The sequence below is a fragment of the Streptomyces phaeolivaceus genome, assembly GCF_009184865.1.
Taxonomy (GTDB): Bacteria; Actinomycetota; Actinomycetes; order Streptomycetales; family Streptomycetaceae; genus Streptomyces; species Streptomyces phaeolivaceus.
Genome location: NZ_CP045096.1, coordinates 9,653,710 through 9,667,753 on the forward strand (window position 1 = coordinate 9,653,710; position 14,044 = coordinate 9,667,753).

A 14,044-nucleotide genomic window follows, 5' to 3' on the forward strand; every position below is an offset into this window, starting at 1 on the left:
CGCGGGGCCGAGGAGACGCCCGGCAGCTCTGTGACCACCTGTGACGTGCCGCTTCCTATGAGATTCCTATGAATTCACGAGTCGTTTGAACAGATCGCGGTCCGGCTCCGTATCGGGCTGGGGTTCTCCCTGTCCGGATCCGACCGAGACGTTGCAGGACCTGTCCGTGGGACGCACCACCAGGCGCAGACGCCCATCAGGAGCACGGCGCGCGACCTCCGCCGCGATCGCGCTGATCCTGGGCGGAGGCGGGCTCGTGGCCGTCAACGTCTACGCGTCGGCCACCGAGGAGGGTTCGACGGACGACACCGTCGAGCAGGTCAACTCGGCCGTCGGCACGATCGACTGCCCGGATGTCGGTGCCGAACTGACGGAGGTGCCCGACGAGGCGCGGCCGGGGGTCGACAAGGAACTCGCCGCCCTGGACCAGCAGATAGCCGAGGCCTACCAGCGGCTGCAGAACTCCGCGCAGGCCCAGCGGCAGGACGACGGGTTCGCCGACAACGCGATCATGGACCCGCTGAAGGAGAAGCGGGCCGCGACGATCGAGCGCGTCGCGATCGCCATCGACCGCGTCGGCGACCGCCCCGACGGCCTCGACTCCCTCGCCGCCTGTGAACTGCGCCCCGCCGAGAACCAGAACGGCGACGGTCAGAACGGCGGCGACCAGAACGGGGACGGCCAGAACGGGGACGGCCAGAACGAGGGCGGTCAGAACAACGACGGCGACGGCCAGGACCAGGGCGGTCAGGGCGACCAGCAGGGCCAGCCGGGCAATGGTGGTCAGGCCGCCAACATCCCGTCGCCCGCCGGGCAGAACGGCTCGCAGGGGTCGCAGTCGGCGACGGGCGACCTCGCCGAGACCGGGGCGCAGTTGTGGCCGGCGATGATCGGCGGTGTGGCCGTGCTCGCCGGTGTCGTGCTGCTCCGCCGGGTCAGGCGCGGCGGCTACTGACCGGGCACGGCCCGGAACGGCCCGGAACGGCCCGGAACGGCACGGAACGACCCACTGGATGCCGTCCCCATGCTCCGTCAACCTTGTTAGTTTGAGCGGCGATTGATGCCGCATCAGTTGACGGGCGGGGCGGAGCATGGCGGAGGGCTGGGCCCGGCGGCTGCGGTGGCCGCCGCCGGGCGACATGGCGGCGGCCGGCGTACTGCTCGTGGCCATGGTGGCCGTACGGCTCGGCCCGGGAGAGGAACCCGCCGGTTCCCCACCGGTGGTGCTGGCCCTGGGTGTGCTGATCGCCGGAGGCCTGGCCGTCCGGCGCCGCGCCCCGCTGGCCGGGTACACGGTGGGCACGGCCGCACTCGTCGCCGAGGCCCTGTGGGTGAGCCCCGGCGAGCTGACGCCGGTCGCGAACCTCATCGCCGTCCACTCGCTGGGCCTGTACGCGAGTCCGCGCCGGGCCGTGCTCGGCGCGCTCCTCGTACCGCTCGGTGTGCTCGCCCACTTCGCGCCGAGGCACGACTCGTGGGTGACACAGGTCGCGGTCGTCCTGGTCTGGCTGCTGGTCTGGGCGGCGGGCTGCGCCACGGCCCGGCACCGCCGGGAGACGGAGGAACTGCGGCGGCTCCTGCGCCGCGAGACGCTCGTCGCCGAACGGGTGCGCATCGCCCGCGAGTTGCACGATGTCGTCGGCCACTCGGTGAACGCCATGCTGGTCCAGGCCGGCGCCGGACGGATGGTCCTCGACACCGACCCGGACCGCACCCGTGAACTGCTGAGGAGCGTCGAACGCACCGGCCGGGACGCCCTCGGCGAACTCGACCGGCTCCTCGGCGTCCTGCGCGCCGACGACGACGGCGCCCCCGCGGCGCCGGACGCGGACGACCCGGCCCTGGACCCGGGCGACCTGGACCGGCTCGTGCGCCCGATGGCGGACGCGGGCATGGACGTACGGCTGCGGATCGAGCCGGAGACGCTCGTCCTGCCGGGCGCGCTGCGGCTGTCCGTGCACCGGATCGTCCAGGAGGCGCTGACGAACGCCCTGCGCCACGGCCACGCCCGCTCCGCCGAGGTGACGGTCCGCAGACAGCGCTGGGGCAACGCGGTCCTCGTCCGGGTCGTGGACGGCGGGGCAGGACCGCCGCCGCGGTACCGTCCCGGCCGCGGGCTGCGCGGCATCGGCGAACGGGCCGCCGCGCTGGGCGGCACGGTCGCCCACGGCCCGGCGGACGACGGCGGCACCGGCTTCGCCCTCAGCGTCGAACTGCCGCTGCCATGACCGACGTTCACGCCGCCACCACGACCGGCCGTCCCGTCGGCCCGCCCGCCCGGGTGCTCCTCGCCGACGACGACGCCCTGCTGCGCACCGGTGTCGCGGTCACGCTCGGCACCGCCCCGGACATCGAGGTCGTGGGGGAGGCCGCCGACGGGGTGCGGGCCGTGGAACTGTGCCACGCGCTGGCCCCGGACGTCGTGCTGATGGACGTACGGATGCCGGGCTTCGACGGCATCGAGGCCACCGCCCGGATCGTCGCGGCGGGCCTGGCCGCACGGGTCCTCGTCCTGACGACGTTCCCCGACGACGCCTATGTGTGGCGGGCGTTGCGGGCCGGTGCCAGCGGGTTCCTGCTCAAGCGCGCCGCCCCCGAGCGGCTCATCGACGCCGTACGGACGGTGGCCGCCGGAGACACCCTGCTGGATCCGTCCGTCACCCGCGCCCTCGTCGAACGCTTCGTTCTCGACGGCCGGACCGGCCGCACCGATCCGGACGCCGGGGACCGTGCCCGGCTGCGCGGCCTCACCGCCCGTGAGGCGCAGGTGCTGCGCCTGATCGCCGAGGGCCTCTCCAACGCGGAACTCGCCGATCTGCTCGGCATCGCAGAGTCCACCGCCAAGACACACGTCAAACGCATCCTGCACAAGATCGACGCCCGCGACCGGGCCCAGGCCGTGGTCCTGGCGTACCGCTCCGGTCTGATGGAGTCCCGGGGCGATCACCCGCACCCCGGCCCAGGCTGACCGGACGTACCCCCACGGGGGTACGTTCCGGCACCCCCGCAGGGGGACGCCCGGCACCCTCCGCCGCCCTACGGTCGGGCCATCGGCGGGAGGGGAGCGGTGATGAGCGCGATCGGTACGGGGGCCGTACTGGCGACGGACGTGTGGCGTGCCGTACGTCCGGAGGGCCGTTTCCAGCGGCTGCTGTGGTGGTGCGGGACCGCGCTGGTGGTCTCCGGGGCGGTGCACGGGCTGGTGGCGGTGATCGACCGGGAGCCGTGGTGGGGACCGGTGTCCTGGCGCAAGCCGGTCGCGTTCGGGGTGTCCTTCGGGCTGCTGCTGTGGTCCGTGGTCTGGGTCGTGAAACAGATGCCCGCGCGCTGGTGGGTACGGGTCCCGGCGGCCCTGATCGTCCTCGTCGGCGTCCTGGAGGTCGGGCTCATCACCGCCCAGCGCTGGCGCGGGGTCGCGTCCCACTTCAACCAGGCCACGGACACCGACTCGGCGATCTGGTCCGCGATCGGCACCCTGATCCTGCCGCTGATCCTCGGCCTGGTCTGGCTGTTCGTCGCCGCGCTGATCCGCTTCGACGGCAGCGGGGCGGCCCGTGTCGCCACGCTCGTCGGGCTGGCGGCGGTCCTGGTGGCCGGGTACATCGGCGGCGACATGGCCGCTGTCGGGGAGGCCGCCTTCGACGACACCGGACGGGTGCCGGACGAGGTGTTGTTCGGGGCGGCGGGCAGCGCCAAACTCGCGCACGCCGCCGGACTGCACGGCATCCAACTCCTCGCCGTCCTCGCGATCCTGGCCGACGCCGGCCGCCTCCCGTCCCGCCGGGCGGCCACCATGCTGGCGCTGGCCTCCCTCGGCTACGCCGCCGCCTTCGGAGCGGTCACCGCGACCGCCTACGCCGGGCGCGCGCCGTACGACGCGACCGCCCCCTGGTGGATCGTGCTCGCGGCCGGTGTCCTCACCACGGGAGCGGCGGCCGTCCTCGTCCTGGCCCAGGCGTCCCCGGCCCGTCGCACGCCGGCTCCTGGACCGCCGACGCGGAAAACCCCGTTCGCCGGGCGAACCGGAAGGTGACCCCGCTGCGTCAACCAGCCATGGGCCGTGTACCTTTCGTGGTCCTCAAGCCGGTGATCACAAAGAGAAATCGATCTCCGCCTGCGCCCGAGAATCAACTGTCGCGGCATCGAGTTTCGGCCGTACACTGACAATTCGTAAGCATGCGGGTGGAGTTGACGGGGGGATCCGAGATGTCCGGGGATCAGTACGGGATAAGAGACCAGGACGGCTGGAGCCACAGCTTCGTCGTGCCGCCGATGCCGCCGGGCCCGCCGCCCGGTCCGGCCGACGGCTGGCGGGCCGTAGGGGTGGGCCTGCTGAACCTCAGCGGTCTCGGCCTCGGCTACGCCCTGATGCGCCGCCCGCTGCTGACCCTGGTGTGCTGGGCCGCCACCGGCCTGCTGCTGTTCACGGTGCTGCCCGCCGACCCCGACGGCGTCTCCGGCGCGACCCTCACCGTCTACGGTCTGTTCCTCCTCCTCGTCGCCGCCCACGGAGCCTTCCTGGGCCTGCGCAACCGCCTCGTGTGGCCCGCGAAGTCCCCGCTCGCCATCGCTCTCGGCGTCCTCCTCCTCGGCGTACCGGTCGCGAGCGGTCTGCTGTACGAGACCGCGCGGGAGGAAGCCGTCGAGGAGATGCTCCTGGACCGGCTGGAGAAGGCCGACGACCTCGTGGACAAGGCCTCCGGCGAGTCCTTCTCCACCACCCAGTCCGAGTACCGCAGGGCGCTGACCGCCTACGACGACCTCAGCACCGACCACCCCGACTCCCGGGCGGCCGAGAAGGTCCCGGACCGGCTGAAGACCTTCTACACGACGGTCGGCGCCCCCTTCGAGAAGCAGGCGTACTGCGATGCCGTCGCGCCCCTCGAATACCTGCGCACGGTTCCGCAGACCGTGAGCAAGCAGGACCTCGGCTCGCTCACCGGCTGGCCCGACGACCGGCTCGCCACCTCGCTGTACGAGTGCGCCTCCGACAGCCTCGCGGGCGACACCGAGGGCTGGCAGAACCAGTTCAGCGACCTGCTGACCACCTTCCCGGACTCGGACCAGGCGGCGAAGGTCGAACCCGATGTCAAGGCGGCCGTCGACAAGGCCGTCAAGGCCGTGGGCGGCGACGACCCGTGCACCGCCGTGGACCGGCTGGAGACGCTCGGCTCGCAGGTCAAGGCGTTGCCGGGGGAGAAGGCCGGGGTGGCCGACGCCCTCGCCGCCGACGCCGGGAAGGCCGAGAAGTCCGCGTCCGCGGGCGTCTACACCTGCGGCGTGGACCAGTACAACGACGGTGACTTCGCCGAGGCGGTGACGTCGATGAACGACTTCGTCGACGCCAACAAGAAGCACAGGAACGCGCCGCGCGCGAAGAAGATAGCGATCGCCGCCGAGATCGCGCAGGAGGTCCCGGAGGCGGGCAAGAAGCTGCCCACCACCCGCTCCGGCGGCAGCATCTCCGTCACCGTCAAGAACGACAGCCCCGACGAGATCCAGGTCATGTACACCGGTCCGGTGACCGGCTCCTTCACCCTGAAGGGCTGCGGCAGCTGCACCAGTTACGACTGGAGCAGCACGCTGAACCCCAGCTTCAAGCCGTGCAACGGCAACGACAACTACCCGCAGCGGACGATCAGTCTGCCGGTCGGCACCACGTACTTCCTGCACAAGCCGAAGGGCGGCAGCGCGTCGAGCGCCGCCTCCGACACGGCCAAGCTGGAGTCGGGCTACATCTACACGGAGTGCGCCTATGTGACCTCGGGCCTCGGCGTGAACTCCTGACAACCCCCCGGGCGATGACCCGACGCGAGGGCCGCGGGGAGACTCACCCCCTGCGGCCCTCCACCCACCCGGCGATGTCGTCGAGATCCTTCTCGACGGCCTTGCGGACGGCTCGGGCGCCGACGGAACCCATGAGCTTGGCGAGCAGACCCGCGACGGCACCGGTCGACTCGGCCGAGAACGTCATCAGGACCGTCGTCGCATCCGGTCCGTCGGCCCGCAGCTGCCACTGGGAGACATAGCGGGAGCCGTGCGACTCGGCCTCCACCACATAGCGCTCGGGCGGCTCGCTGACGGTCACCCACATCTCCTCGGTGGCGTCCTTGCCGAACATCCGACGCGTCTCCCGCCACCGGGTGCCCACCCCGAAGCCCCCGTCCGTGAGGACCTCGACCCCCGTGACACCGCTGAGCATCCGGTCCATCCCGCCGAGGTCCGTCAGGGCCTCCCACACCCGCCCCTGGGAAGCGGCGACCCGCCGCTCGACTACCACGCTTCTGCTGGTCATGACTCCCATGAAAGCACCGGGCACCGACACCCGCCCCATGACGGCCACCGCCCCGGCCGACGGCCCCGCCCGCACCCCGGCCGACACCCCAGGTTGCGTAGGCGGGGTGCGTAGTTCTACGGACGACCGCGCGGCGGGCGCTCTGCGAGGCTTGGATCTTCAGGTGCGGCCGGGGTCCCTGGGGCCGCATGGAAGGGATCGGGCCGCGGGTATTTCTCCTCTACGCGTTCGCACACGACACCCGGCCGCCCCGTCCGGCGGCCGAGCCGGGCGGGTTCCCTCTCCGCCGCCGCACCCCGTCCACCACCACGACCCGAGGAGACCCCGATGACCGAACGCCCCGAGGGTGCGCCGGCACAACCGCAACCGCAGGACCAGCCGTCCGCCGCCCCGGCCTATCCGCCCCCGGCCCAGCCGTCGACGCCCACACCGACCCAGGCGGAGATACCGGTCCCCGCGCAGGCACCCGCGCAGCAGGCCCCGACCGCCTACCCCTACCCGAACCCTCAGTCACCGGTCGGCTACGGCCCCCCGGCCGCTCCGATCCCGGCGCAGGCCCCTCCGTACGGCCAGCCCGTCGGCGGCTATCCGCCGGGCGGTCACCCGCACTTCGGCGCCCCGCCCGCGAAGGGTGCCGGCGGACGCGCGGTGCTGTGGGTGCTGCTGGGCGCGGTGGTGGCCTCCGCGGCCTGGGGAGGAGGTTTCCTCCTGCTCGGCAACGACGACACGGAGGCGGATCTGCGCGGCTACGAGGCCAAGTCGAATCTCTGCTCCTCGGTGGACTACTCGTCGTTCAAGAACGAGTACCCGGAGGAGGACACCGCCCCGGTGAACAACTCCCTGGAGCACGAGGCCCTCGACCAGGGCTACTGCAGCATCTCCCTCAAGGAGTCCTCGACCTCCTCGCTCTCCGACGCGTACTTCTCGGTCCAGATGGACCTCCACAAGAAGACCGACCCCGGCCCCGAGTTCACCGCGCTGTGGTCGGAGTACGACCAGAGATACGAGGACTACGAGGTGGACGAGGTCTCCGGCTTCGGCGACGAGGCGTATCTCGTCACCGAGGACACCTCGTCCGGCGACGACGACAGCGGCAGCCGCTCGGCCACCCTCGCGGTGCGCGACGGCTGGATGACGTACGAGATGCGCTGGAGCGCCTACGGCTCCACCTATGACGACGTCACCATGCCGGACGTCGACGACGTCGTGGAGTGGCTGAAGACGGACACGAACGCCACGCTGGACAACCTGCGGGAATCCGACGGGATCTAGGGCGTGCTTCGGAAGTCCCTTCTGCTCCGCGGCGCCTGGCACGTACTCTCGCCGCACCGGACGCCGCGGAGCCGCCCTCCGGGCGACGAAGGGACTTCCGAAGCACGCCCTAGCTAGGGCCTGTCCGACACACGGAGGCGGGGCGCGGGTGCGCCGCCGCCTCCGGTTCCTCTCGTACCCGGATCGGGTCGGTCCCGTCAGTCGTCCTTCGCCTTGGCGTAGTCCGTCGCCATCTGTCCGGCGAAGTCGTACAGCAGGACCTGCTCGTCGCCCACCACCCACGCGTCGTGCCCCGGCGGGCAGACGAAGGCGTCGCCGGGCCCGACCTCGCCCTCACCGCCGTCGTCCATACGGATGTGCATACGCCCCTGGACCACATAGCCGTTGTGGTGGACCTGGCAGCTCTCCGTGCCCGCGATCGGGCCGACGGACTCGGACCAGCGCCAGCCCGGCTCGAACGTGGCCACGGCGAAGTCGAGCCCGGTGAGGTGAACGGCTTCGAGGTGACCCCGTGGGAAATCGCGCCGTTCGTCCGGCTTCTCGACCGTCTTGATCTCCAGCATGGTGGCTCCTTCCGTTCCGTCCCACCTCCCCATCGTCCGCCTGTCAAGCCGGGGCCGCCAACCGGGGGACCGCCTGTTTCCGGAGGTGCCGGGCCACCGGGAGCATCGTGTAATGGGGTCCGGGAGATCGCTCCCGTGGGAGAGGCGATGCGCTCAGGGCGTTCCGGTGGAGAAGGCGGGGGCAAGGCCGCGGTGGGGCGGCTGCGACGGCTCGGCGAGTGGTGCGCCCGGCACTTCGTGATCGTCATCGTCGCCTGGCTGGTCGCCCTCGCGGCCCTGCAGACCCTCAACCATGTCTACGGCGGCGAGTACTCGGACGACTTCGACCTGCCGGGCGTGCAGTCCACGGAGGGCCTGGACGTCCTGAAGGCGCACGACCCGGCGGCCGGCGGCTACAGCAGCCAGATCGTCCTGTACGACAAGGACAAGGCGCTCACCTCGCTCGGCTCCCAGATGTCCGACACGGTCTCCAGCCTGGAGAAGCTGCCGCACGTGCTGTCGGCGCAGAACCCGCTCTCCTCGTCCTCCGACTCGTCGTCGCAGTCGTCGCAGTCGTCGCAGTCGTCGGACCAGTCGCAGCAGCCGAACGTCGGCCCGCTGTCCTCCGACCAGAAGACCGCGTACATCACCGTCCGCTTCGACGTACAGCCCTCCACCCTCGGGGACGGCTATCTCGACGGCGTGGACGACTCCGTGCAGCCGCTGCGGTCGGCGGGCGCCGAGGTCGAGTACGGCGGACCGCTCGGTGAGCTGGCCCGGCCCGCGCCCGACGACCGGGTGAGCGAACTCATCGGCTTCGCGGTGGCCATCGTCGTCCTCCTCATCGGCTTCGGCAGTGTCGTCGCGGCCGGACTGCCGCTGGTGACCGCGCTGTTGAGCGTGGTCGGGGGCCTGGCCTGTCTCGGGCTGCTGGCCTCGGCGTTCGTCTTCGCCACCGTCTCCCCGACGCTGGCCACGATGATCGGTATCGGCGTCGGCATCGACTACGCCCTGTTCCTGACCACCCGCCACCGGCAGAACCTGCTGGACGGCGACGACCCGGTCCGGGCGGCCGGCCGCGCCGCCTCGACCAGCGGCCACGCCGTCCTCGTCTCCGGCTGCACGGTGATCGTGGCCCTCGCCGGGCTGTACGCGTCCGGTGTGAGCTTCATCGGCAAACTTGGTGTCGCCGCCGCCGTGACCGTGGTCTCCGCGATCATCGGCGCCCTCACCCTGGTCCCGGCCCTGCTCGGCCTGATCGGCCGGCGTATCGACCGCTACCACGTCCGCAAACCCGTCGCCGAGACCGGCGCCGACGCGGGCGAGGAGATCACCGGCACCTGGCACCGCTACGCGCAACGCGTCGAGCACCACCCGTGGCGGTTCCTGTCGGCCGGCGTCGCGACCGTCGCGGTCCTCGCGATCCCCCTGTTCTCCATGCAGCTCGGCCACATCGGCGACGGCGCCGACCCGACCTCGTTCACCGACCGCCGCGCCTACGACCTGATGACCGACGCCTTCGGGCCGGGCTCCAACGGTCCGCTCACGATCGTCATCGACCAGACCTCGGTGCCGTCCTCGGACCGGCAGAGCCTGCAGAGCACCGCGCAGAAGAACCTCGACGCGGTCGAGGGCGCGTACGCGGTCACTCCGCTGACGCCCACCCAGGACGGGGACGTCCTCGTCGGCACGGTCTACTCGAAGGAGTCGCCGCAGAACGCCGACACCACGGACCTGACGAACCGGCTCGTCGACGACACCCTCCCCGCCTCGGTCTCCGGTACCAAGGCGCAGGGCTATGTCACCGGGACCACGGCCTCCCAGGTCGACTTCCGGGACATCGTGGCGGACCGGCTGCCCGTCATCATCGCCGTGGTCGTCGGACTCGCCTTCCTGATCATCCTCGCCGTCTTCCGCGGTCTGCTGGTCGCCGTGAAGGCGGCAGTCCTCAACGTGCTGTCCATCGCCGCCTCGTACGGTGTCGTGGTCGCCGTCTTCCAGTGGGGCTGGGGCGGACCCGCCCTGGGCGTCAACGGCAAGGTGCCCATCGAGAGCTATGTCCCGATGATGATGTTCGCCATCATCTTCGGCCTCAGCATGGACTACGAGATCTTCCTGCTCTCCCGGGTCCACGAGGTTTGGTCGCGCACCGGCGACGCCCGTGCCGCCGTGGCCCACGCGCTGGAGATCACGGCCCGGGTCATCACCTGCGCCGCCCTCATCATGGTCAGCGTCTTCGCCGCGTTCATCGTCAGCGACAACATCGTGGTCAAGATGCTGGGCCTCGGTCTCGCCGTCAGCGTCCTCATCGACGCGACGGTCGTCCGACTGCTCATGGTCCCCGCCGTGATGACCCTCCTCGGCAGCCACGCCTGGTGGACCCCGCGCCTGCTGGACCGGATCATGCCGCACATCGACGCGGAGGGCGACACGGCCGAACGGCCGGTCCCGCGGAAGCAGGACCGGCCGCTCGGTAGCTGACTCACCTCACTCGTACGACACTTGACGGTGCGTCAGAAGGTCAGCTTCCAGCTGTTGACGTAGCCGGTGTCGAGGCTGGCCACGTCCTGCACCCGCAGCTTCCAGGTGCCCGCGGCGGTCTCGGAGGAGGCGTTCACCGTGTACGTCGCGATCACGTTGTCGGCCGAGTCGGACGACGCGGAGTTCTTCAGCCGGTACGCGGTGCCGTCCGGGGCCACCAGGTCGACGACCAGGTCACCGCGCCAGGTGTGGACGATGTTCACATCCACGGTGAGCGTGCTGGAGGCCGCTCCGGCCCGGTTGACGTTGATCGGGGACTCGACGGTGCCGTTGTCGGGGATCTGGTAGTCGGCGGTGTTCTCGAACACCGACTGGTTCCCCTCCTCGTCCACCCGCCACGCGAAGCTCGCCGTCCCGGTCTCGCCGGTCGCGTCCGTCACGGTGACCGTCGGCGTCCAGTTGCCGGCCGTGGTCGGCGTACCCGAGACCCGGCCGGTGGCGGCGTCGACGGACAGCCCGTCCGGCAGGCCGGTGGCCGCGTACGACAGGGCGCCGGCGTTGGTCGAGGACGCCTGGACGTCCAGCGTGACGGCCTGTCCGACCAGGGAGTACTGGGCGGCCGGCGGGACGACCGTGACACCGTCGAGGATCCGGGCGCCGACGTTGATGGCGGCCCAGGCGTTGGCGGTGTTGTTGTAGGTGACCGAGCCCAGCCCGTACAGGTCGGCGGCGGACTGGAGGGTGGCGGTGCGGGCGCCCGCGTAGTTGGTGCTGGACGTCATGTACGTGGTGAGCGCCCGGAACCAGATCTTCTCGGCCGCGTCCCGGCCTATCGGTGTCACCGGCAGCCCGTCGAAGGTCGGCGAGTCGTAGGAGACGCCGTTGACGACCTTCGCGCCGCTGCCCTCGGAGGCCAGGTAGTACCAGTGGTTGGCCGGGCCCGAGGAGTAGTGGACGTCGATGTTGCCGAGCGTGGACGACCAGTAGTCGCGCGAGGAGCCGTCCTTGCTGGGGCGGTCCATGTAACGCAGCGGTGTGCCGTTGCCGTTGATGTTGATCTTCTCGCCGACGAGGTAGTCACCGACGTCGTTGGCGTTGCCCGCGGCGAACTCCACGGCAGCGGCGAAGATGTCGGAGGTCGCCTCGTTCAGGCCGCCCGACTCACCGCTGTAGGTGAGGTTGGCGGTGACCGACGTCAGACCGTGGGTCATCTCGTGCGCGGCCACGTCGATCGAGGTGAGCGGGTTGGCGTTGCCCGCCCCGTCGCCGTAGGTCATGCAGAAGCAGGAGTCCTGCCAGAACGCGTTGATGTAGGCGTTGCCGTAGTGGACCCGGCTGTACGGCGCGACACCGTCGTTGCGCAGACCGTTGCGGCCGTGCACGTTCTTGTAGTAGTCCCACGTCAGAGCCGCGCCGTAGTGCGCGTCGGCACCGGCGGTCTCCAGGTTGGCGGTGGTCCCGTCGCCCCAGACGTCGTCGGTCCCGCTGAACAGCGTGCCCGTCCCGGACGAGCCGCGGTTCAGGTTGTACGTGCGGTGGTTGCCCCGGTCCGCGTCGGTCAGCGTGAACGACGAGCCGGACTGGCTGGTGCCGAGGGTGACCGTGCCGCTGTAACGGGTGTTGCCCGTGCCGGTGTGCACGGCCTCGTACTCGAACAGCTTCTTCCCGGTCTGCGCGTCGGTGATGACATGCAGCTCGCTGGGGGTGTCGTCGTGCTGGAAGCCGCTCACCACGGTCTCGTAGGCGAGGACCGGCGTGCCCTTCGCGGCCCAGACGACCTTGCGGCTGCTGTCCGGAGCGGTCTTGGTCGACCCCTCCTCCTGGGCCGCCGCGAGCGCCTGCTTCTCGGCCGTGGCCTTGGTGACCTCGGGGCTGAGGTCCGACACCTTCAGCGTGGGCTTGTAGGCGCGGGTGACGCTCTCGACCGCGCCGGACTTGGCGGCGTGGACGACGAGGTCGCCGCCGAGTACGGGCAGCCCGGCGTAGGTGCGCTCGTAGCGGGTGTGCACGGTGCCGTCGGCGTCCTTGACGACGTCACGGACCCGCAACTCCTCCTGGCCGCCCAGGTCGAGACGGTCCGCGGTCTTCTCCGTGGCCTCCTCGGCGGTGCGGATGAGGGTCTCACGCTGAGCGGGAGACAGCTGCGCGGGCAGCGAGCCGCGGTCCGCCTTCGCGGACACGGGACGGGCGGTGCCTTCGCCGCCGTCACCGCGTGCGATCGCGGGGGCGCCCGGGACGGCGACGGCGAGCATGGCCGCCGCGACGACGAGGGCGGCCGTGGCCGTGGTACGTCTGTGGGGGGTGGATCTCACGCGAACTCCTTTGCTGCGGCCGACGTTGGACGAACGGCCGTACGAAGGACCCGGTGCACGGGTCGAGGCACCGGGTGGGGCAGGGAGTGCTGCGATGCGGGTGCGCGTGCGCCGTCGTGAGACGGAATGCGCACAGAGTGACAGACGAGCGAGGACTATGTCAGGGGCACAACAAGTCTTTGGCCGGAAAATGTTCGATCACCGACCGCCGGTGACCAGGCGCTTCCCGGCGGCCGTCCGGACCTCGGCCTCCTCCATCGGATCGTCGCGGAGCCGGGTGAGCCGCTCCCGTACCCGGGGGTGATCGGGCGCGTGCGCGATCCCCGGAAGACGGGCGTCGGATTCGCAGTCCCACAGCGACTCGGTGAACGCGAGGTCGAGCCCGGTCGGCGCCCACGGCCGCCAACGCCCGCGGAAAGTGCGGCCGTTCGTACGAGCGCGGGGTGCGCGACCATGGCCGGCGCGGCACCGGCGCCGTCTCCGCGCCCGCCGCGCCGAACCGGGCGATCCCGGTGGCCGGAGTGGAGGGACCGCACCACTGGCGTGCCGCTTCCTGCGCTTCCAACTCCGCCGGCAGGAGGGGCAGATCGTGCTCCGTGCCGTGTTCCGCCAGCGGCCGGAGCCCGATCCGGGACAGCCGTGGGCCCCGCTCACCGCCCACGTCCGTGCCTCGGGCACGGCGAGCGGACCGAGCCGCAGAACCGCGAACTCAACTCCCCGGCAGGGGCAGTTCGCCGTTCACCTCCGCAAGGCCGGCCACCAGCGGGACGAGCGACGGGTCCGGCGGACGTCCGGCCGGCAGACGCAGGGCCTCGATCCTCGTGTGGAGCGCCGAGCCGCCGTCGGCGAGGACGTCCAGCAGCCGGCGACCGCTCGGACCCACGGCGATCGGGTGCGGCCGGTGCGGGCGGCCGGGTGGATGCGTTTCGGCCCCCACCCGCCGGCGCACCCACGGCTCGGAACCCCACAACCGGGGCCGGTCGTCGCCCGGTCGGGCCCGTGCGACCTCCGCCGGGTCGTCCCACCACGCGACGGGCCGGACGTCCGCAACCGACTCCAGTACGTCGACCCGGTGCTCGCCCTCACGGACGTACGCCCGCAGCGCCTCGCGTGCCTCGGCCGACCCCGACAGGGCCAGGAGT

The 14,044-nt window shown here is 71.5% G+C and carries 10 protein-coding genes and 1 pseudogene; 7 read left to right on the plus strand and 4 right to left on the minus strand.

What is annotated here, in order from left to right; genetic code table 11:
* Positions 1–256: 256 nt before the first annotated feature.
* The 5 genes and pseudogenes from F9278_RS43920 to F9278_RS43940 form a co-directional block, all read left to right on the plus strand.
* Positions 257–853, plus strand: a pseudogene (locus F9278_RS43920) (DUF1996 domain-containing protein); the annotation flags it as partial.
* Positions 854–1,091: 238 nt separating this feature from the next.
* Positions 1,092–2,228 (plus strand): sensor histidine kinase, encoded by a 1,137-nt coding sequence (locus tag F9278_RS43925; protein ID WP_152173305.1) that lies wholly within the window; start codon positions 1,092–1,094, stop codon positions 2,226–2,228.
* A complete protein-coding gene (locus F9278_RS43930) occupies positions 2,225–2,968 on the plus strand; it encodes a response regulator (protein WP_152173306.1) in 744 nt (247 codons plus the stop codon). The genes F9278_RS43925 and F9278_RS43930 overlap by 4 nt, the downstream gene beginning before the upstream one ends.
* 102 nt (positions 2,969–3,070) lie before the next feature.
* On the plus strand, positions 3,071–4,033 hold the full coding sequence (locus F9278_RS47875; RefSeq protein ID WP_226967198.1) for a hypothetical protein: 963 nt from the start codon (positions 3,071–3,073) through the stop codon (positions 4,031–4,033).
* Positions 4,034–4,206: 173 nt separating this feature from the next.
* Complete coding sequence (locus tag F9278_RS43940) at positions 4,207–5,787, plus strand: hypothetical protein (protein WP_193241912.1); 1,581 nt, start codon at positions 4,207–4,209, stop codon at positions 5,785–5,787.
* A 43-nt stretch (positions 5,788–5,830) separates the two neighbouring features.
* Here the strand turns inward: F9278_RS43940 and F9278_RS43945 are convergent, their stop codons facing one another.
* A complete protein-coding gene (locus F9278_RS43945; protein ID WP_152173308.1) occupies positions 5,831–6,295 on the minus strand; it encodes an SRPBCC family protein in 465 nt (154 codons plus the stop codon).
* 327 nt (positions 6,296–6,622) lie between these two features.
* On the opposite strand from F9278_RS43945, the gene F9278_RS43950 reads away from it, so the two are divergent.
* The gene (locus F9278_RS43950) at positions 6,623–7,567 is read left to right on the plus strand and encodes a hypothetical protein (RefSeq protein ID WP_152173309.1); all 945 of its coding nucleotides are present in this window, start codon (positions 6,623–6,625) and stop codon (positions 7,565–7,567) included.
* A gap of 197 nt (positions 7,568–7,764) precedes the next feature.
* Here the strand turns inward: F9278_RS43950 and F9278_RS43955 are convergent, their stop codons facing one another.
* Complete coding sequence (locus F9278_RS43955) at positions 7,765–8,130, minus strand: cupin domain-containing protein (protein ID WP_152173310.1); 366 nt, start codon at positions 8,128–8,130, stop codon at positions 7,765–7,767.
* Positions 8,131–8,277: 147 nt separating this feature from the next.
* Here F9278_RS43955 and F9278_RS43960 point away from each other — a divergent pair, with 147 nt between their 5' ends.
* The gene (locus F9278_RS43960) at positions 8,278–10,590 is read left to right on the plus strand and encodes an MMPL family transporter (protein WP_152173311.1); all 2,313 of its coding nucleotides are present in this window, start codon (positions 8,278–8,280) and stop codon (positions 10,588–10,590) included.
* Between the two features lie 32 nt (positions 10,591–10,622).
* Here F9278_RS43960 and F9278_RS43965 read toward each other — a convergent pair whose 3' ends face one another.
* Positions 10,623–12,902: a M4 family metallopeptidase gene (locus F9278_RS43965; RefSeq protein WP_152173312.1), complete on the minus strand. Its 2,280-nt coding sequence runs from the start codon at positions 12,900–12,902 to the stop codon at positions 10,623–10,625.
* A 709-nt stretch (positions 12,903–13,611) separates the two neighbouring features.
* Positions 13,612–13,785 carry a hypothetical protein gene (locus F9278_RS46600; protein ID WP_193241913.1) on the minus strand — a complete coding sequence of 58 codons (174 nt, stop codon included), beginning with the start codon at positions 13,783–13,785 and terminating at the stop codon, positions 13,612–13,614.
* Between the last annotated feature and the right edge of the window lie 259 nt (positions 13,786–14,044).